The organism is Sphingobium sp. B8D3B (assembly GCF_025961875.1).
In the GTDB taxonomy this organism is placed as follows: Bacteria; Pseudomonadota; Alphaproteobacteria; order Sphingomonadales; family Sphingomonadaceae; genus Sphingobium.
On the sequence record NZ_JAOQON010000001.1, the window covers coordinates 1,870,902 to 1,889,339 of the forward strand.

The following is an 18,438-nucleotide window of genomic DNA, read 5'->3' on the forward strand; positions in this document are numbered from 1 at the left end:
AAACCCGTTAGCGCCGGCTCTGGCTTGGCGAGCCGCCGCCGGTGGGGCGCGCGATACCGTTGATGCGGGTGCCGCCACTGATCGAGCCCGTGGCACGCCGGGCAAAGTCGGCGGGATAGGTCAGCGCGGGAGGCCCGGCGGCATCGAGCGCCGCCAGATCCTCGGCCGACAGGGTGATGCGGCTCGCCGCGGCATTCTCGACAAGCTGGTCGGCATCGTTGGCGCCCAGCAGGATCGTCGCGACCCAGGGTTGCGCCTGAAGCCAGGCCAGCGCGATCTGCGCGGGACTGGCGCCGTGGCGCTCCGCGACCTGCAGCACGACGTCCAGCACGCGCTCGGCCTTCTCGTCCAGAATGCGGGCAAGGAACGAGCCACGCCCTTCGGCATCATGATTGCTGGCATCGCCGCGCCGATAGCGGCCGCTCAGCGCCCCGCTCTTGAGCGGCGACCAGGCCGCGATGCCCATGCCATAGGCCTGCGCCAACGGCACATGCTCGATCTCGATATTCCGCTCCATCAGCGAATATTGCAGCTGCAGGCCAATCACCGGCACCAGATTGCGCCACTGCGCCAGCCAGTGCGCCTCGGCCACTTTCCACGCCGGGATGTTGGAGAGGCCGACATGCAGCACCTTGCCCGCCCGGACCAGATCATCGAGCGCACGCATCGTCTCGTCCATCGGCGTCAGCGGATCGACAATGTGCATCCAGAGCAGGTCGACCCGGTCGGTCTTGAGCTTGCGCAGCGAGGCTTCGACGCTTTGCAGGATGGACTTGCGCCCGCCCCCGCCGGCATTGGGATCGCCATCGCGGACATTCGAGCCGAATTTGGTGGCGATCACCAGCCGGTCGCGCAGGCCGGGCTCGCCGGCGAGATAATCACCGAGGATCGTCTCGGCCTCGCCGCCGCCATAGCTGTTCGCGCAATCGAGGAAGTTGCCGCCAAGGTCGCAATACTGCGCAATGAGGCGCCCGGCGGCGGTGGCGTCCAGACTCCAGGGCTGGGCGCCGCCGAAGTTGAAGGTGCCGAGCGCGTAACGGCTCACCCGCAGGCCGGACCGTCCCAAGGTCACGAAATCGTCAAACATTCCACCCCTTCCCGATTGCTCAAACTATACTACTATATTATCTTTATGGCGTATCGCCGGATGTGAGCCAAGCGGAGACCAAAAGCAACATGAACGATCGTCTGACCGCGCAAAAGCCCATGCTTGCCGCCCCAACGCTTGCCCCAACCGCGCTTGCCGCCGGCATGCTGATCGACGGGGAGATCGTGGCGAGAGAGGCGTTCATGCCGGTGATCGATCCCGCGACGGGCACTGCCTTTGCGCAGGCACCGGACGCGCAGCGGGACGATCTCGACCGGGCCGTCGCCGCCGCGCGCCGGGCCTTCCCCGGTTGGTCCGCCCGCGATGTGACCGAGCGGCGCGCCGTCATCCACCGGATCGCCGCGCGCCTGCGCGAGGTCGCCGATCCGCTGGGCGCGCTGCTCACCGCAGAACAGGGCAAGCCGTTGCGCGACGCCATTGGCGAGGTGCGCCGCGCGGCCGATCATATCGAGGCGTTGAGCGCCTTCGATGTCGCCGGCGGCGTGCTGCGCGAAGATGCGCGCGAGCGGGTGGAAATCCGCTACCGGCCGCTCGGCGTGGTGGGCGGCATCACGCCGTGGAACGTGCCGGTGACGCTGGCCACCGTGAAGATCGCGCAGGCGCTCTACACCGGCAATTGCATCGTGCTGAAGCCCTCCCCGCTCACGCCGCTCTCCACGCTCGCCATCGGGCAGGCCATTGCGGACATCGTGCCCCCGGGCACGGTGAACATCCTGAGCGGCGGCAATGATCTGGGCGTTTGGCTGACAACGCATGCGGATGTGGACAAGATCAGCTTCACCGGATCGGTGGCGACTGGCCGCCATGTGATGGCCAGCGCGGCAGGCACCTTCAAGCGCATCACGCTGGAGTTGGGCGGCAACGACCCCGCCATTGTCCTGCCCGATGCGGATGTGGAAGCCACCGCCGAGGGCATTGCCCGCAGCGCCTTTGCCAATTGCGGGCAGGTCTGCATGGCGATCAAGCGGGTGTTCGTGCATCGCGCGCTCTACCCGGCGATGGTCGAGGCGCTGGCCCGCCGCGCCGCCGCCATCCGCGTGGGGCCGGGCACCGATCCGCAGAGCCAGATGGGGCCGATCCAGAACCGGATGCAGTTCGAGAAGGTGCTGGCGCTGCTCGACGGCGTGCGGGCGACTCCGGGCGCACAGATTCTCACCGGCGGCGAGCGGCTGCCCGGCCCGGGCTATTTCGTCATGCCGACAGTGGTCGCAGGGCTGGATGACGCGGCGCCGCTGGTGCGCGAAGAGCAGTTCGGCCCGGTGCTGCCGGTGCTGGCTTTCGACGAGATCGAGGATGTCATCCGCCGCGCCAACGCCACCGAATTCGGCCTCGGCGCATCGGTCTGGACAGCGGACACGGACGGCGGCGGCGCGATTGCCCGGCAGCTTGAGGCCGGGATGGTCTGGGTCAACCGGCACGGCGGCACTGGCCGGGATGTGCCGTTCGGTGGCGCCAAGCATTCAGGCTATGGGCGGGAACAGGGCGTCGCGGGCATGCAATCCTATATGGAAATGCAGGCTGTCACGATTCCGCTTGGGTGAAGAAGCCCGCCGGGACGGAGGTGATCCGCTCCCGCTCAGCCAAGCGGATCAATGACGGGCGCAGGGGGATGGTCCGGTACTTGTCCGGGATCGGCCTTGTCTCATCATGTGATCGTGCGGACATGATTATTGCCTAACCTCGTCATTCCCGCGAACGTGGGAATCCAGTAACAACGTTGAAAGGACGCGCGAAATCGATCCCTATGTGTATCTGCTGGCGTCGCATCGCAACAGTACGCTCTCTCTGGGCGTCACCTCCAACCTCATCGAAAAGCAGATCAAGAAATGGCGCAGAGCCTGGAAGCTCGATTTGATCGAGCAGGCCAACCGCGATTGGCAGGATCTTGCCGTCACCCTGGGATTGAACTCGCGAGCTTGACTGGATTCCCGCCTTCGCGGGAATGACGCAGGATAGGGAGCAACGCGCCGCTCAACATAGGGTAACAGCGCATAGTCAGCGGCTGGAATGTGTTCAGGCGGCCACTAGCCATCGGTTGCGCGTTCTGACCCGCTATCCTGCAGTGCCCTGATCCGCAGCAGATAGGCCGGGGTGACGCGCGCCATCAGCAGTGCGGCGACGATCGTCAGGGCGATGAACACGCCAAAGCCGACCAGATAGGTGCCGGTGCGATCGTACAGGTTCGCCAGCACGACCGGCCCGAAGGCCGAGCCCATGGTGTTGAAGCCGGCGAGCACTGGCAGCAGCCGGTTCATGAGGCCGGGGCCATAGACATGCTTGGCAACGACCGGGCCGTCCACGGTCAGCCCGCCATGCGCCACGCCCAGAACGGTGGTGAAGACAAGCGCGGTGAACAGCCCCTGCACCGGCAACGCCAGCAGGATGGCGAGGCCGAGCAGCAGGTTCCAGCCCGCCACGCCCTTCACCGAAAAGCGATCGAACGTCATGCCCGCGACGAACTTGGCGCCGATGCCGATGAGGAAGGTGAGCGACCAGGCCGAGGCCGCGACGGTGCGCGAGAGGCCGATCTCGTTGGTGAGATAATAGATGCTGTGCTGGAAGAGCGCCTGATCGATCAGCGCCGAGAGGAACGTCGCCAGCGCGATCAGCCAGAAGGCGTGCTGGCGCAGCATGGTGCGGAAGCTGATGCCGAGATCGGCCGCGCGCAGCCGGGCGCTGCTGACCTGCTCGCTCGTCCGCACTGCCTCGGGCAGCACATCCGCTTCGCTGGGGTTGAACCGCACCGACAGCGCGAGCGGAATCGAAATGCAGAAGATGCCGATGCTCAGACAGGCAAAGGCGACGCGCCAACCATAAAGCGGAATGAGCTGGCTGGTCATCAGCGGGAACAGCACGCCGCCGAAGCTGGTGCCGATGACCGCCACGCCCGTCGCCAGCCCGACATTGCGCATAAACCAGCGCGAGACCAGCAGCCGCAGCGAAATGATCACGGCGCCCTGGCCGATGCCGATCATGAAGCCGACGACATAATAGCTCCACAGCGAGTGGACGAACAGGAAGCCCGCCAGCCCGATGGCTTCGGCCGCCATGGCGCCGACCAGCACCAGCTTGAGGCCGATCCGCTCGACCAGCGGGCCGATGATGAAGATCGCCATGATCGCGCCGGTGAGGCTCTTATAGGTGTAGATGAGCGTCGCCTGGGTGAGCGTCCAGCCGAACTCCTTCATGACCTCGGGATAGACGAACGGCATGGTCAGCGGCGCGCCGAAGGCGATGAGGAAGATGAAGAACGCCTTGGCGACCACCCCCCAGCCCGGATAGCGCCAGGTCGCGCGGATGATGGCGATCTTGTCTGTGAGGCTCGCTCGACCTGCCATGCTCTCGCTCCCGTCCTGCCTCTTGCCGTCCTCGCCCGATCAGGCGGCCAGGCCGGGCGCGCCGCGCTGCGCCTGCCCGGTCAGCACGGCGATGGCCGCCTCCGTGCCGCCGGCCCGATAAGGCACGCCGGCGAAGGCCAGCGCAGCTTCGGTCGCGGCGATGGTGCCGAGCACCAGCGCGTCGCTGAAGTCACCGAGATGGCCGATCCGGAACACCCGGTCATCGAGTTGGCCGAGGCCATTGCCGAGGCTCATGTTGCAGCGCTCCAGCGCCGCCTCGCGCACGGCATCGGCGGAGATGCCGTCCGGCATCCGCACGGCGGTGAGCACCGGCGAATGGGCGGCGGCATCGCGGCATTGCGTCTCGAAGCCCCATTGGGCGACCGCCGCGCGCGTCGCCTGCGCCGCCCGCTGATGCCGCGCGAAGACGGCGTCCAGCCCTTCCTCCTGCATCATGGCAATAGCCTCGCGCAGACCCTGCAGCAGATTGATGGCTGGGGTGTAGGGGAAAAAGCCCCGGGCATTGGCCTCCAGCATCTCGCCCCAATCCCAATAGGAGCGCCTCATCCCTGCCGATTTCGACGCCGCGATGGCCTTTTGCGACAGGGCATTGAAGGAGAGGCCCGGCGGCAGCATCAGCCCCTTTTGCGAGCCACCGACTGCTACATCCACGCCCCAGGCATCATGCTGATAATCCACCGACGCCAGCGACGAGACCAGATCGCCCATCAGCAGCGCGGGGTGCCCCGCTTCATCGATGGCGCGGCGCACGGCGGCGATGTCTGAGGTCACGCCGGTGGAGGTCTCATTATGGACCACGCAGACCGCCTTGATGCGATGGGCCTTGTCAGCGCGCAGCCGCTCGCCAATGGCTGCGGCATCGACCGGGGTGCGCCAGTCGCCGGGGATCAGCTCGGGCTCCAGGCCGATCTTGCGGGCGAGCCGGCACCAAAGGGTCGCGAACCAGCCAGTCTCGTACATCAGCACCGCGTCGCCCGGCGAGAGCGCGTTGACGAGCGCCGCCTCCCACGCGCCGGTGCCCGACGAGGGGTAGATGATGACCGGGCCGGCGGTCTTGAAGATGCCCTTTATCCCGTCCAGCACCTCGACCGTGAGATCACGGAAGTCAGGCCCGCGATGGTTGATGGTCGGGCGCGCAATCGCCTCCATCACCCGTTGCGGCGTGGTCGTGGGACCGGGCAGTTGCAGGAAGTGCGCGCCGGGGCGATGGGAAGACGTGGCAGACATGAACGGTCCTCAGGCTGGCGCGGGCGCGAGGCGGCGCTTGCGGTCCACCGGCTCGGCAGTCCCCCTGCTCCAGACCGCGCGGCGCGCATTGTAGAAATCGAGCCAGTCCTGCTCGGGTGGCAGCAGCGCGTAGCCGGCACGGACATTGTGGTAGCAGGCCGGATTGTCGACGCCCTGGGGCGGCACCCCGTCGTCCCGCAACGCCGTCGCGACCCATTTGAGCCGCCGGCGGGTGAGCACGATCATCCGGTCGCTGGTGCCCAGATGCTCCATGGTACGGTCCACCACAGGCCCCATGCTCTCGGTGACGGCCTGATCCTGCACCGGGATCGCCTCGATGCCGCTATAGCTCTGCGTCGACTGCGCCTCGCGCGAGATCAGATGATCGTTGCGCGGATTGGCATCGATGCGGAAGCGGCCGAGCCAGTCGGTGGTGTTGGGCAGGAAATTGATCGGCGAGGTGGTGCCGGGGATCGGCTTACCCGCCTTGGTGAGCGTCGTCGCGCCGGTGCGCGGACCGCCGATGGTGACGAGCATGGCATGATGGTCATCCAGCGGCACCCAGGCGCGGGCCCGGATATGGTCGAGCGGCTCGGACGGCGCCATGGTCCAGAAGGGCAAAGCGAACTGGCCGATGCGGTGATAGAGATTGTCCCCGGCGGGGCGGTAGGCGCAATACATCGTGCCGTAATCGGTCTCCAGCGCCTCATATTTCGGCGCAAGGTTCTCGCGCATCTGCCTGTAATAATTGATCGAGCCTTCCTCGAACTGGTCCGGCGTCGCCGCACCCAGATGCAGGAAGCCGACATGGCAGGTGTCGATATCCCCCTCCAGCGCCTGCAGCCAGTTGCACTCGCGCATCATGAAGGTAACGGTGAGCGGCTGGCCCGCCTCCACCTCGTCCCAGTCGAAATGCGGCAGCGCCGGCGGCTGGGCGCGGGTGCCCATATAGACCCAGGCGACGCCGTAGCGCTCGACCACCGGCAGCGCGCGGATCTTCACCTTGTCCTTATAGTCGGTCTCCGGCGGCTCGCTGGGCATCTCGATGCACTGGCCATTCCGATCGAACTTCCAGCCATGATAGACGCAGCGGATGCCGCCCTCCTCATTGCGCCCGTAGAACAGCGATGCGCAGCGATGGGCGCAGCGATGATCGACCACGGCAAGCGAGCCATCGGGCGAACGGAAGGCGAGGAAGTTCTCCCCGAGCAGGCGAAGCCGCAGCGGCGCGCCGCCAGCCTTGACTTCGTCCGGCATGAACGCGGGGATCCAATATTCCCGCATCAACGCGCCCATGGGGGTGCCGGGGCCAGTCTGGGTCAGCAAGGCATTGTCTTCCGGCGACATTCCGCCCTCCCCCACATCCGAATGAATCAAACTATAATATAGTTATTCTTTTTCATCCGATGCGGCGTGGCTTGTCAAGCAATGCCGGGCGGGGCAGGATTGAAATCATCATATAGAATGACCGATCGCCCGCCCCGCGCGGACGATGCCAACATGAGAAAGCCTGTTCCCTTGGCCGAATCCGACACCGTTTTCAGTTCCGTGCGCAGCCAGTCGCTCGCCTCGCGCATCGTCTCGCAGGTGATCGACGCGCTGTTCGCCGGCCAGTTCAAGCCCGGCCAGTTCCTGGGGACTGAGGCGCAGCTGACCGAGACCTTCCAGACCAGCCGCGTGCCGATCCGCGAGGCGCTGGGCCGGCTGGAGGCGCTGGGCGTCGTGACGATCAAGACAGGCGCGGGCGGCGGGGCGACGATTGCCGAGGGCAAGCCCGACCAGTTCGCGACGGCGCTGGCCGTGCAGTTCATGCTCGTGCAGGTGACAGCCGAGGAGATTTTCGATGCCCGCATCGGCATCGAATGCCGCGCCGCAGAGCTGGCTGCCGAGAAGATCACCGACGAACAGATCGAGGCGCTGCGGCTGCTGCTGGAGCGGATCATGGAGCCGGACCTGCCGCGGCGGGAGTCCGTCGATCGCATCCTCGCCTTCCACCGCTTCATCGTGGAGGCTTCGGGCGCGCGCACGCTCGTGACGCTCATGCATGCGCTGGAACATGCGTTGCTCAACCTGTTCACGGCGCTGGAAGCCTCGCCGCGCAACAGCCGCATCGGCTACAAGTCGCTGCAGGGCATATTCGACCGGATCGCCGCGCGCGATAGTGAGGGCGCCTTCACGGCGATGCGCCTCCATCTGCTCGATCGGCGCAAGTCGATGCTCTACCGGCTCAAGGAGCTGAGCGATCAGGCGGGGATTGCGACGCCCGCCAGCTAGGCGGTCCACGCCGTCGGCTCAGACGCTCATCCCGACCAGCCGCCCGATCCCGGCTGTCAGGGCCATGGCAAGCGCGCCCCAGAAGACCACCCGCGCCACCGGCCGCCATGGTTTGGCCCCGCCAGCACGCGCGCCGATGGCGCCGAGCAGGCCGAGGAACAGGATCGATCCTGCCGCCTCGCCCACCACCATCCGGTCCATCGGCAGCACGGCTGCCAGCACCAGCGGCAGCGCCGCGCCGGCCGTGAAGGTGGCGGCGGAGGTAAAGGCGGCGACCACCGGGCGCGCCGCCGTCGTCTCGGTGATATGCAGCTCGTCACGCGCATGGGCGCCGAGCGCATCATGCGCCATCATCTGCTCGGCCGCGCGCCGCGCCGTCGCTGGATCGACGCCGCGCGCGACGTAAATGTCGGTGAGTTCCTGCAGCTCGGCCTCGGGCGCGGTGGCCAGCTCTTGCGTTTCGCGCGCGAGGTCGGAGCGCTCGGTGTCGGACTGCGAGCTGACCGAGACATATTCGCCGGCCGCCATCGACATCGCCCCGGCCACCAGACCGGCAGCACCCGCAACGATCAGCGCCGACCGATCCGCACCCGAAGCCGCCACGCCGAGGATGAGGCTGGCCGTGGACACGATGCCGTCATTGGCGCCCAGCACCGCCGCGCGGAGCCAGCCGATGCGCGAGACCAGATGATGTTCCCGATGCGGCCTCACGGATGATCCCCCTCACAGTTCGGCGCGACTTTATCAGAACCGGGCCTGCGCGGCGATTGGGGAAATCTGCTCTTGGGCGGAGGGCTGGCGCGATCTTATTCGGTGGCCGGCACGATCATCGCTCTGATGACAGGGGCCTCGCTGCCGCTGATCTGCAGGATGTGGCGCCCGGCCTTCAGGCGGAAATCGACGATCTTGCGGATGCCCGAGCAAGCCGGCCCGTGCCCATGCGTGAGCGAGGGCACGCGCGCGCCGTCGGTCACCATGTCCACCCACGCCGCTGCGCCCAAGGCGACGCGATAGACGCCGTCGCGCGGGGCGTCGAACGCCAGCCTCCCGGCGTAGGTGCCGGGCTTGGCCGCGCGCTCGGGCGCGGCAGCGAACGCGACGGATGAGGCAGGCGACAAGGTAAGGTCGACGGCCTGGCCGGGCTTGAGTTGAACGGCTGCTTCCGTCGCGCTGACAACCCGCTCGGCGTTGCGCCAGGCAGCAAATTCAGGCGGCAGAGCCGCATCGTCCGCGCACGCGGGCGCATCTGCAGCGGGCATCTGCGCGGCAACAGCCACCGGTGCCAGCGCCATTGCGAGAGCCATCATCATACGCATTGTCTGCTTCTCCTCTGGACGGTCGGTTCTTTCGATGTATTTGCGCATATACATCGAATCACGAACAAGAAAAGGGGACCCATTGATGAGAGCGACACTGGTGCTAGGCGCGGCAATTCTCGTGACGTCCGGCACGGGCCGCGCGCAGGTGGCGGAGAGCGAGGCCGGCAGTTTCGGCCTCGGCCAGATCATCGTGACGGCGCCCGCCGGTCCTGACCGGCTGCTCGGCACGGAGACGCTCGGCCAGCAGGCCATGGTCCGCTTCAACCGCGTGCAGCTCGACGATGCGATCAACCTCCTGCCGGGCGTCTCCGCGGGCAATAGCGGTGGCTCGCGCAACGAGCGGCTGGTGTTCGTGCGCGGGTTCGACCGCTTTCAGGTGCCGCTCTCGATTGACGGCATCCGCGTCTATCTGCCGGCCGACAACCGGCTGGACTTCGGCCGCTTCCTCACGCCGGACATTGCCGAGGTGCAGGTGGCGAAGGCCTATGCATCCGTGCTGGACGGCCCCGGTGCTATGGGCGGTGCGATCAATCTCGTCACGCGCAAGCCCACCAAGGCTTTGGAGGCCGAGGCGCGCGCCACGCTCAACCTCGACCGCGATGCGGACTATGGTGGCTACAGCGTCTTCGCCCTGCTCGGCACGCGGCAGGACCATTGGTACGCGCAGGCGAGCTATGCGCGCAATTTCACCGATCACTGGACGCTCGCCGGTAGCTTCCGCCCGGTCAGCGCGAACGAGGACGGCGGCGCGCGCGACTTCTCCCGCACGGCGGATTGGCGCGTGAATGCCAAGCTGGGCGTCACCCCCAATGCTACCGACGAATATGTGCTGAGCTACACACGGCAAGAGGGCAGCAAGAACGCGCCGCTGCACGTGAGCGACACGAGCAATGTCTCGCTGCGCAACTGGAGCTGGCCCTATTGGACCATCGACACGCTGGCCTTCCTCTCCACCACCGCGCTCAGCAATCAGGCGACGCTCAAGACGCGGGCATATTACAGCCGCTTCGACAATCTGCTGCGCTCCTGGGACAACCGCAGCCAGACCAGCCAGACGCTGGGTCGGTCCTTCGACAGCCCTTATGCGGACACGGCCTATGGCGGATCGGCGGAACTCGGCGTGGACCTGCTGCCCGTCAACCGCCTGACCCTCGCCTTCCATTATCGGCATGACGAGCACCGCGAATCCCAGACCAGCCGGCCGGGCCTGCCCGGCAGCATCGCCGAGCCGGTGCAGATCAGTGCCGAGCGCAACTGGAGCATCGCGGTGGAGAACCGCCTCGCCCTGCTGCCCGCCCTGACGCTGACGCTGGGCGCCTCCTATGACTGGCGCGATCTCGACCGCGCGGAGGACTATGGCGTGCCGCAGGGGCAGACCGGCGCCAACCGGCTCTACAGCTTTCCGCTGCGCAACGTCGATGCGCTGAACGCGCAAGGGCGGCTGGACTGGCGCGGCGAGCATGGCAGCGCGGCGCATCTCTCGCTCTCGTCTCGCGCCCGCTTTCCGACCCTGTTCGAGCGGTTCAGCAGCCAGTTCGGCACCGCCGAGCCCAATCCCGGCCTGAACCCGGAACGGGCGACCACGCTGGAGGTCGGCGGGGCGCGTCAGCTGGGGCCGCTCCATGTCAGCGCAGCACTCTTCCACAGCTGGGTGAGCGACGCGCTGGTTTCGGTCCGCACCCCGGCCAATCTCAATCGCCGGGAGAATTATGGATCGGCGCATTATTATGGCGGCGAGATCGCAGTGGATGTGAAGCTGAGCGACCAGATCGAGCTGGGCGGCAATTATTCCTATATCCAGCGGGACTTCAGGGTCGGCACGGCGCCGGCGGGCAGCCTGATCCGCCCGTTCCAGCTCACCGATGTGCCGGGCCATAAGGGCTTTGCCTATATCACTTGGCGGCCTGTGTCGGCCTTGCGCGTTACGCCCAATCTGGATTTTGCCTCACGCCGCACGACCGTCACGCCGGCCTCCGCCAATGGCCTCGCGCCCATCTATTACAAGACGGGCGGCTATGCGCTGGCCGGACTGACCATCGATTATGCGTTGACGCCACAGGCCACGCTCAGCGTGGGCGGTCGCAATCTCTTCGATCGGGATTATGTGCTGACCGATGGCTTCCCCGAACCGGGCCGCTCGCTGTTCCTCAGCCTGAGCGCACGCTACTGACGCCCCTGCCCTCCACAATTAATAATACTGTCTTTCTATATGATCTTTCTCAGGATATGCTCGCGCTTCATAATAGGAGCGGAGGAGAGGACATGGCCGTCCAGAGGAACAACGAGCGGTTTGTGGCCGCACTGGTACCGGCGAAAGCGATGGATGTCGTTGTCGTGGGCGGCGGGCCTGCCGGATGCGTCGCGGCACTGAGCGCGGCGCGCAATGGTGCGCGGGTGATGCTCATCGAGCGGGTCGGCTATCTGGGCGGGATGATGACCGGGGGCGGCATCGGTGGCATCGGCATCAATGGCTATATCATCGAGAAAGGCATCGGCACGCCGGTGGTCAAGGGCATTTCGCTGGAGATCCTGCACCGCATCCAGGCCATGGGCGGCGCGCCGGAGGGTAGCCCGATTGCGCGGCACCCCACCGACTCCGTGATGATGACCAGCCTGCTCGACGAGATGATGGAGGAGGCCGGCGTCGAGCTTCTCTTCAACACCGTGGTGTTCGACACGCTGGTGGAGGACGGGCGCGTGACGGGCGTCGCCATCGGCAACAAGTCCGGCGGGCAGGTGGTGCTGGCCGATGTGGTGATCGACGCCTCGGCCGATGCAGACGTGGCCGCCTGGGCCGGCGCGCCCTTCCACCATGGCCGCGAGGAAGACGGGCGCCATCATGGCGGATCGATGGACATGCAGATCGGCGGCATCGATGTCGACCCGCTGATCGACTATCTGCGCAACCAGCCGCTGCTGAGCGAAGAAGAGCGCGCCGAGCTGGACCGCGAGCGCTCCGCGCTGATGGGTGGCGGGCGGCCGGTGAATACCTACAAGTCGCTCAAGGGCGAGACGCTCTACGCCGAGCCCATGGCCCAGCCGACCGATTGGGACGAGGTGGACCGCATCCGCGCGGCCGGCGGCATCCCCAAGTTGCGCCTTTCTCCGGCAGCGGGCGGCCCGATCCCTGGCAAGGCGACGGCACCCAAGGTGGATGGCAAATATGTCCCCCTCCCCGCCGGGCTGGACCGCGAATGGGTGGAGTATATCAAGGCCGGAAAAGTGCCGTTGCTCTATGGCGCGACCGAGCCGGTCTATCCGCCGCCGCGCTTTGGCAGCATCGGCATCTTCCGCCACGGCAAAATGCGCGACGGGCAGATGATGTCCGGCGTGTACGAGGTCTGGTACGACCACACCAATGAGGAAGAGGTGAGCAAGTCGCTGATTTATCGGCGCAAGCTCAACCGGGTGTACCTCAACTTCCTGCGCGAGCGCATCCCCGGCTTCGAGGAGGCCTATATCGTCATGGAATCCCCCACCGGCGGCGCGCGCGAGGGGCGGCGGATCGTCGGCGACTATATCCTCACCGAGGATGATGTGCTGGCAGGGCGGCGCTTTCCGGACGTGATCGCCAAGGGCGGGCCGCGCGGGCCGGACCTGCATTCGGTGACCGGCCTGTGGGGCGACGGCGTGGCCTCGCCGTTCAAGGCGCCGTACGACATTCCCTATCGCATCCTGCTGCCCAAGGGCGTTGAGGGCCTGCTGGTGGCGGGGCGCTGCGTGTCTGCCACCTTCGCGGCGCTCGGCGCGGTGCGCGATCAGGCGACCTGCATGTCCATGGGCGAGGCGGCGGGCGCGGCGGCCAGCCTTGCGGTGCGCGCGGGCGTTACGCCGCGAGAGGTGGATGTGCGCGCCGTGCAGCAGCGCCTGCTCGATCAGGGCGCGTTGCTTTACATTGGCGACGAGCAGCCGCTGGAGATGGAACCGGCGGAGTGATCCGGCAGGATGCGGCTACTCTCCGCGTCTGATAAAGTCCGCAGCGCGCTCGGCGACCATGATGACCGGGAGGTTGGTGTTGCCGCCGGGCAGGCGCGGGAAGATGGAGGCGTCGACCACCCGCAGCCCGTCCACGCCATTCACCCGCAGGCGCCCATCGACCACAGCCTGGGCATCGCTGCCCATGCGGCAGGTGCCGCTCGGGTGATAGGCCGTCGCCGCTGTCTCGCGGATATAGGCCATGACTTCCTCATCCGACAGCAAGGGTCGCTCCGGCCGCCGCATCTGCCCCACCACCTTGGCGAGCGCCGGCTGGCGGATGAGCGCCTCGAGGCCGCGATAGCCGCCGAGCATGGCGCGCTGATCCTCCGGGTCGCTCATCAGGTTGAAGGCGATGCGCGGATGGGCCAGCGGATCGGGCGAGCCGAGCTTCAGCCAGCCACGGCTCTTGGGATAATTGAGCGACCACATCGCCCCCATGCGCGGCCCGAACGGTTTTGCCACGCCGGGGAACCAGACCCGCGAGAACATGGAGAGCGGGATCAGCAGGAAGTGCATGTCGATCACATCCGGGTCCGCGTCGGTGGCGACATTGGCGGAGGCGGCGAGCGGCGGCGCGCCCATGATGCTCTTGCGCCCCGCCACCCAGCGCAGGAACGAGCCGGTCAGCCGGTCGAAGCGCAATTCCCGGTCGAACGCGAGCGCAGGATCGAGATCGAACTCCATGCCGGCGCCGGGATGATCCTGCAGGTTGGCGCCGACCTCGCCGCTTTCCACGGCGACATCCAGGCCCATCTCCTGCAGATGGGCGCCCGGCCCAATGCCCGAGAGCAGCAGCAGTTGCGGCGAATTGATCGCGCCGCCGGCCAGCAGCACTTCGCGCTCGGCGAGGATTTCTTCCAGCCGCTCGTCGCGCGAGACCTCGATGCCGATTGCCCGGCCATCACGCAGCAGCACACGCGTCGCCACGGCACCGGTGCGCACCTCCAGATTGGGCCGGCCCAGCGCCGGACGCAGATAGGCCTCCGACGTATTGGCGCGGCGACCGTTGCGCGTCGTGAAATCCGGCATGCCGAAGCCGTAGGTTCGCGGGCCGTTGAAATCCTCCGTGATCGGGTAGCCGAGCGACCGAGCCGCCTCCAGCACATTGGCCATCAGCGGGCTGGGCGCCGGATGCGGCTCGACACTCAGCGGCCCGCTGCCGCCATGTTCGGGCGTATCGCCGCGCCAGTGCCGCTCCAGCTTGCGGAACCAAGGCAGCACATCATCCCAGCCCCAGTCGGTGAGGCCGGTATCGCGCCAGCCATCATAATCGGCCTTGTGTCCCCGGATCGCCATCATGCCGTTGAGCGAGGAGGTGCCGCCGAGCATCCGCCCACGCGCGACCGGCAGGCGGCGGCCGTCCAGCTCCGCCTCCGGCTCCGACATGAAGCCCCAGGTGAGCGCCGGATTGGGCCACAGCTTGGAGACCGCCAGCGGCAGGCGCACATCCAGCCGCCGGTCGCTGCCGCCGGCTTCCAGCAGCAGCACGCGGTTGCGCGGATCTTCGGACAGGCGGGCGGCAAGCACGCAGCCTGCCGAGCCGGCGCCGACGACGATGTAATCGAACCGGTCCACGCTCAGATGACTTTCCAGAACCGGAAAATGGAGCCTTCCGGATTGCGCTGGCCGACGCCGACGAAGATCGTGCGGTTCAGCCAGTCATAGGGGCCGGCCGGCGCCTCGAAGCGCGGGGTCATGCGCATATAATAGCTTTGCGGATCGACCTGCTCGCCCGCCAGCAGGGCCTTGACCACCTCCGGCGGAGCGCTGCGCACGCCGGTGCTGCGCTTGAGGATATGGGCGCCGTCGTCCGTCTCCAGCAGATATTGCGATTCGAACCGCCCGCCACCATCGGGGCGCACGAGCGGGAAATCGCCGCCGCTGCCCTTGACGATCCGGCCCGAGAGTGCTGGGCCGGAGAAGCTGCCCTCTCCGATCAGCACCGCACCCCGCGTGTAGCCCTGCGCCACCTCGATATGCATGCGCGGACCAAGGCCGATGCGCATTTCCAGAGCGAATTCCAGCCGCATGGTCAGACGATCCTCTCGATATTGAGGACAGGGCTGCCCTCGGCCTGCTCGGCAACGAACGCCAGCCGTGCCAGATGGGCGACGCCGCCATCCTCGGCGGCCTCGAACAGCAAGGCGAGCCGCAGCCCCTCGAAATCCGGCGCGCGGGTGCGATAGCCATTGCCGAAGCAGCGGGCGAAACTGCCATCGCTGAAGGCGACATAATAAGAGGCTTCGACCACCGTGACGCCATCGGCGCGCAGCAGATGCATCTCGCTGCCCCCCACCAGCCGGCCCTCAAGCCCCTCGCCTACGAAGGTGCCGCCGCCGATGGACACATAGCTGCGCTGGCCACCGGTCGCGATCTCGCCGACCGTGACCGGAAAGGCGCGCATGGGCGTCATGCGGAAGGCTGGCGCGAAGCCGGGCACGGGCGCGCTGCTTGCCTCAGCCATGACCGTCGGCCTGATGATCGTGCGCGATCGTCACGGATTTGAGTTCGGTATAGGCTTCCACCCCGGCTCTCCCATTTTCGCGGCCGAAGCCGGATTGCCTGACGCCGCCCGCAGGCATCGCGATGTCGCCGGCGCTGCTGTTCACTCGCACGGTCCCGGCCCGGAGGCGACTGACCATGCCATGCGCCCGCGAGAGGCTGCCCGTCCAGACATAGGCGGAGAGGCCATAGCGGCTCGCATTGGCCAGCGCAGCGATCTCGTCGAGATCGTCGGTGTCGAAGGGGATCGCGCACAGGACGGGGCCGAAAATCTCCTCGTCCACCGCCGCCATGCCGGCCTGAACGGAGCCGAGCACCGTCGGCGCGACATAGTAACCCTGCGCCGGCAAGGCGATGTCGCCGCCCGCGCGGCTGGCGCCCTGTGTGAGAGCGCCCTCGACAAAGCCCATAATCCGCGCCCGCTGGGCCTGCGTGATCACCGGCCCGAGCTGGGTTGCGGGATCGAGCGGATCGCCGATCGTCATCGCCGCGCCGATGCGGGCGATCTTCTCCACCAGCGCATCGGCGACGGATCGATGCACGAACAGGCGCGAGCCGGCCGAGCAGGTCTGCCCGCTGTTAAAGAAGATGTTCATGGCAATGGCGCGCGCGGCGGCATCGAGATCGGCATCGGCAAAGACGATGACCGGCGATTTGCCGCCCAGCTCCACCGTCACCCGCTTCATCTGCCGTGCGCAGTCGGCCGCGATCTGCGTGCCGGTCGCCGTCGATCCGGTGAAGCTGATCTTCGCGACGCCGGGATGATCGACCAGCGCCGCGCCCACGACCGGACCAAGGCCGGTCACGACATTGAAGAAGCCTGGGGGCACGCCGCAGGCCACGGCCAGTTCCGCCAGCTTGAGCGCGGAGAGCGAGGATTGCTCCGCCGGCTTGAGCACAACCGCGCAGCCCGCCGCAATCGCGGGGCCGAGCTTGAACGCCGCGCCCATCAGCGGATAATTCCAGGGAATGATGTGGCCGACCAGGCCAACCGGTTCGCGCAGCGTATACGCCGTCGTCTCGCCGGGCTGGGAAAGCTCCATGCTCTCCCCGGTGAGCTTGGTCGCCCAGCCGGCGAAATAGCGCAAGGTCGCTGCGGTGCCGGGCACATCGACCCGCCGGCTGTTGCTGATCGGCTTGCCGGTATCGAGCGTTTCGAGCACCGCGAAATCCTCGGCATGGCGTTCCACCGCCTGCGCCAAGGCCAGCAGGGCATCCTGCCGCTGGGCTGGCGTCCAGCGCGTGCGCCGGGCCGCGACCATCGCCGATTCGGCCGCCTGCACGGCCTGGTCGATATCCGCGGCAGTGCCCGCACCGACCTCGGTAAAGACCGCGCCGGTCGCGGGGTTTTCCACCGGCAGCCGGTCGCCCGCCGCAGGGGGCGTCCACGCGCCGCCAATGAAATGACGCGCCTCGGCGGCAAGGGGTAATGGCACTTTCAACGTCATCTCAAATACATGTCCATGATGCGGCTGAGGCCCCTGCTATCAGCGCGCCTGCGGGCAAACTTGTCTCGCGACGCATCTTTCTGACCAGCGCCGCACTGGAGACAAAATCAACAGTGTGGCGGTCTGCTGGACAGGCCCCGATATGGGGTCTAGCGTGCGCAAAAGCCGGACCGAGGGCGCAAGACCCCGGCCAGGATGCGAGAGGAGCCACGGGGATGCACATCTTCACCACTAAGGCATCGAGCCGCGTCGAGCGCAGCCGGCAATGGTGCGCCGTCACGCAGGCGCCCCACATCGAATTTGCGGACGACCGCGAGGCGTCGCTGCGCGGCGGCGATTTCGGCGCGCTCCGCTTCTGCATCGTTTCGCTGGGCAGTCACAGGCTTGTCCTGCCCGACATGGCCGACCGGCGATCGCCACCGACCATGAAGCTGCTGTTCCAGGAAGAAGGCGCCGCCCGGATCAGCCAGGGCGGGCTCTACAATGATGTGCAGGCCGGCCAGTGGTGCGCGCTGCGCAAGGACGTGCCCTACACCATCGAAGCGCCGGACCAATGCCGCCAGCTGGCGGTGACGGTACCGTGCAGCCTGCTCACCGCGCCCCGCTGGAGCCTGGACCGCTGGCGCAAGCCGCGTAGCTTCCTGCGGGGGCCGGCTCAGATCCTTCATGCCAGCGTCAGCGCCTCGGTGATGACCGGCAACACGCTGCGGATGCAGGACCGCGAGCTGCTCGGCGACCAGATCGCCCATCTGGTCAACATGACCATCCATGCCGATGACGTGCTGACCATGCCCGACCCGCGCGAAAGCCGGCGACGGGCGATCCTGGAATATGTCGACCGGCATCTGGCCGATGCGGACCTCAGCATCGCGCGCATCGCGCGGGATTTCAGCATGTCCAGCCGCTCGATCCACAAGCTGTTCGAGGGTGAAGCCTATACCATTGCCCGCGCCATCTGGGACCGGCGGCTGGAGCGCTGCCGCGAGGAGATGGTCGACCCGGCCCTCGCCCGCCGCTCGATCACCGAGATCGCCCACCTTTGGGGCTTTAGCGATTCCCAGCATTTCAGCCGGGCTTTCAAGCAGCGCTTCGGCCTTACGCCGCGCGATTATCGCAATCTCTTCTCGCTGCACTGAACGGCCCGGAAGGGGGATCGCGATCGCGAGCACGACCAGTCAGGTCGATGCGCTCCCATCCAATCGGCATGTCGCGCTGAGCGTCTA

At 67.0% G+C, this 18,438-nt stretch carries 17 protein-coding genes; 6 read left to right on the forward strand and 11 right to left on the reverse strand.

What is annotated here, in order from left to right; translation table 11 throughout:
- Nucleotides 1–7: 7 nt before the first annotated feature.
- On the reverse strand, nt 8–1,087 hold the full coding sequence (locus M2343_RS08775) for an aldo/keto reductase (RefSeq protein ID WP_264576353.1): 1,080 nt from the start codon (nt 1,085–1,087) through the stop codon (nt 8–10).
- Nucleotides 1,088–1,176: 89 nt separating this feature from the next.
- Between M2343_RS08775 and M2343_RS08780 the strand changes: the two genes are divergently transcribed.
- Nucleotides 1,177–2,649, forward strand: a complete 1,473-nt coding sequence (locus M2343_RS08780; RefSeq protein WP_264576354.1) for an aldehyde dehydrogenase family protein — start codon at nt 1,177–1,179, stop codon at nt 2,647–2,649.
- Here the strand turns inward: M2343_RS08780 and M2343_RS08785 are convergent.
- Complete coding sequence (locus M2343_RS08785) at nt 2,630–2,773, reverse strand: hypothetical protein (protein WP_264576355.1); 144 nt, start codon at nt 2,771–2,773, stop codon at nt 2,630–2,632. The genes M2343_RS08780 and M2343_RS08785 overlap by 20 nt on opposite strands.
- Nucleotides 2,774–2,854: 81 nt before the next feature.
- On the opposite strand from M2343_RS08785, the gene M2343_RS08790 reads away from it, so the two are divergent.
- Entirely contained in the window at nt 2,855–3,028 is a 174-nt protein-coding gene (locus tag M2343_RS08790; RefSeq protein ID WP_264576356.1) for a hypothetical protein, read from the forward strand.
- A gap of 104 nt (nt 3,029–3,132) precedes the next feature.
- On the opposite strand, the gene M2343_RS08795 is transcribed toward M2343_RS08790, so the two are convergent.
- Genes M2343_RS08795 through M2343_RS08805 form a run of 3 tightly spaced genes read right to left on the reverse strand, consistent with a single transcriptional unit; the run spans nt 3,133 to nt 7,041 of the window.
- Nucleotides 3,133–4,446, reverse strand: a complete 1,314-nt coding sequence (locus M2343_RS08795) for an MFS transporter (RefSeq protein WP_264576357.1) — start codon at nt 4,444–4,446, stop codon at nt 3,133–3,135.
- Between the two features lie 39 nt (nt 4,447–4,485).
- The gene (locus M2343_RS08800; protein WP_264576358.1) at nt 4,486–5,694 is read right to left on the reverse strand and encodes a pyridoxal-phosphate-dependent aminotransferase family protein; all 1,209 of its coding nucleotides are present in this window, start codon (nt 5,692–5,694) and stop codon (nt 4,486–4,488) included.
- Between the two features lie 9 nt (nt 5,695–5,703).
- On the reverse strand, nt 5,704–7,041 hold the full coding sequence (locus M2343_RS08805; RefSeq protein WP_264576359.1) for a Rieske 2Fe-2S domain-containing protein: 1,338 nt from the start codon (nt 7,039–7,041) through the stop codon (nt 5,704–5,706).
- Nucleotides 7,042–7,212: 171 nt separating this feature from the next.
- Between M2343_RS08805 and M2343_RS08810 the strand changes: the two genes are divergently transcribed.
- Nucleotides 7,213–7,968 carry a FadR/GntR family transcriptional regulator gene (locus M2343_RS08810; protein WP_181558944.1) on the forward strand — a complete coding sequence of 252 codons (756 nt, stop codon included), beginning with the start codon at nt 7,213–7,215 and terminating at the stop codon, nt 7,966–7,968.
- 18 nt (nt 7,969–7,986) lie between these two features.
- Here the strand turns inward: M2343_RS08810 and M2343_RS08815 are convergent, their stop codons facing one another.
- Complete coding sequence (locus M2343_RS08815; RefSeq protein ID WP_264576360.1) at nt 7,987–8,679, reverse strand: VIT family protein; 693 nt, start codon at nt 8,677–8,679, stop codon at nt 7,987–7,989.
- 95 nt (nt 8,680–8,774) lie between these two features.
- Nucleotides 8,775–9,284: a homogentisate 1,2-dioxygenase gene (locus M2343_RS08820; protein ID WP_264576361.1), complete on the reverse strand. Its 510-nt coding sequence runs from the start codon at nt 9,282–9,284 to the stop codon at nt 8,775–8,777.
- A gap of 85 nt (nt 9,285–9,369) precedes the next feature.
- On the opposite strand from M2343_RS08820, the gene M2343_RS08825 reads away from it, so the two are divergent.
- Complete coding sequence (locus M2343_RS08825; RefSeq protein WP_264576362.1) at nt 9,370–11,457, forward strand: TonB-dependent receptor plug domain-containing protein; 2,088 nt, start codon at nt 9,370–9,372, stop codon at nt 11,455–11,457.
- Nucleotides 11,458–11,549: 92 nt separating this feature from the next.
- Nucleotides 11,550–13,223 carry an FAD-dependent oxidoreductase gene (locus M2343_RS08830; protein WP_264576363.1) on the forward strand — a complete coding sequence of 558 codons (1,674 nt, stop codon included), beginning with the start codon at nt 11,550–11,552 and terminating at the stop codon, nt 13,221–13,223.
- A gap of 15 nt (nt 13,224–13,238) precedes the next feature.
- Here M2343_RS08830 and M2343_RS08835 read toward each other — a convergent pair whose 3' ends face one another.
- From M2343_RS08835 to M2343_RS08850, 4 genes are read right to left on the reverse strand one after another with little or no spacing between them, the layout of a single operon-like run.
- Nucleotides 13,239–14,840: a GMC family oxidoreductase gene (locus tag M2343_RS08835; RefSeq protein WP_264576364.1), complete on the reverse strand. Its 1,602-nt coding sequence runs from the start codon at nt 14,838–14,840 to the stop codon at nt 13,239–13,241.
- Between the two features lie 2 nt (nt 14,841–14,842).
- On the reverse strand, nt 14,843–15,295 hold the full coding sequence (locus M2343_RS08840; RefSeq protein WP_264576365.1) for a DUF3237 domain-containing protein: 453 nt from the start codon (nt 15,293–15,295) through the stop codon (nt 14,843–14,845).
- A 2-nt stretch (nt 15,296–15,297) separates the two neighbouring features.
- A complete protein-coding gene (locus M2343_RS08845) occupies nt 15,298–15,729 on the reverse strand; it encodes a DUF3237 family protein (RefSeq protein WP_181558938.1) in 432 nt (143 codons plus the stop codon).
- Complete coding sequence (locus M2343_RS08850; RefSeq protein WP_264576366.1) at nt 15,722–17,215, reverse strand: aldehyde dehydrogenase family protein; 1,494 nt, start codon at nt 17,213–17,215, stop codon at nt 15,722–15,724. Before M2343_RS08850 ends, M2343_RS08845 begins: the two co-directional genes overlap by 8 nt.
- A 215-nt stretch (nt 17,216–17,430) precedes the next feature.
- On the opposite strand from M2343_RS08850, the gene M2343_RS08855 reads away from it, so the two are divergent.
- Nucleotides 17,431–18,351: a helix-turn-helix domain-containing protein gene (locus M2343_RS08855; RefSeq protein WP_264576367.1), complete on the forward strand. Its 921-nt coding sequence runs from the start codon at nt 17,431–17,433 to the stop codon at nt 18,349–18,351.
- Nucleotides 18,352–18,438 lie beyond the last annotated feature (87 nt).

Bases quoted from the DNA above. Each gene is read 5' to 3' on its own strand.
- M2343_RS08800 (WP_264576358.1), bottom strand. From the start codon at position 5,694: ATGTCTGCCACGTCTTCCCATCGCCCCGGCGCGCACTTCCTGCAACTG.
- M2343_RS08820 (WP_264576361.1), bottom strand. From the start codon at position 9,284: ATGCGTATGATGATGGCTCTCGCAATGGCGCTGGCACCGGTGGCTGTT.
- M2343_RS08785 (WP_264576355.1), bottom strand. From the start codon at position 2,773: ATGTCCGCACGATCACATGATGAGACAAGGCCGATCCCGGACAAGTAC.
- M2343_RS08830 (WP_264576363.1), top strand. From the start codon at position 11,550: ATGGCCGTCCAGAGGAACAACGAGCGGTTTGTGGCCGCACTGGTACCG.
- M2343_RS08775 (WP_264576353.1), bottom strand. From the start codon at position 1,087: ATGTTTGACGATTTCGTGACCTTGGGACGGTCCGGCCTGCGGGTGAGC.
- M2343_RS08780 (WP_264576354.1), top strand. From the start codon at position 1,177: ATGAACGATCGTCTGACCGCGCAAAAGCCCATGCTTGCCGCCCCAACG.
- M2343_RS08795 (WP_264576357.1), bottom strand. From the start codon at position 4,446: ATGGCAGGTCGAGCGAGCCTCACAGACAAGATCGCCATCATCCGCGCG.
- M2343_RS08855 (WP_264576367.1), top strand. From the start codon at position 17,431: ATGCACATCTTCACCACTAAGGCATCGAGCCGCGTCGAGCGCAGCCGG.
- M2343_RS08840 (WP_264576365.1), bottom strand. From the start codon at position 15,295: ATGCGGCTGGAATTCGCTCTGGAAATGCGCATCGGCCTTGGTCCGCGC.
- M2343_RS08845 (WP_181558938.1), bottom strand. From the start codon at position 15,729: ATGGCTGAGGCAAGCAGCGCGCCCGTGCCCGGCTTCGCGCCAGCCTTC.
- M2343_RS08850 (WP_264576366.1), bottom strand. From the start codon at position 17,215: ATGACGTTGAAAGTGCCATTACCCCTTGCCGCCGAGGCGCGTCATTTC.
- M2343_RS08805 (WP_264576359.1), bottom strand. From the start codon at position 7,041: ATGTCGCCGGAAGACAATGCCTTGCTGACCCAGACTGGCCCCGGCACC.
- M2343_RS08825 (WP_264576362.1), top strand. From the start codon at position 9,370: ATGAGAGCGACACTGGTGCTAGGCGCGGCAATTCTCGTGACGTCCGGC.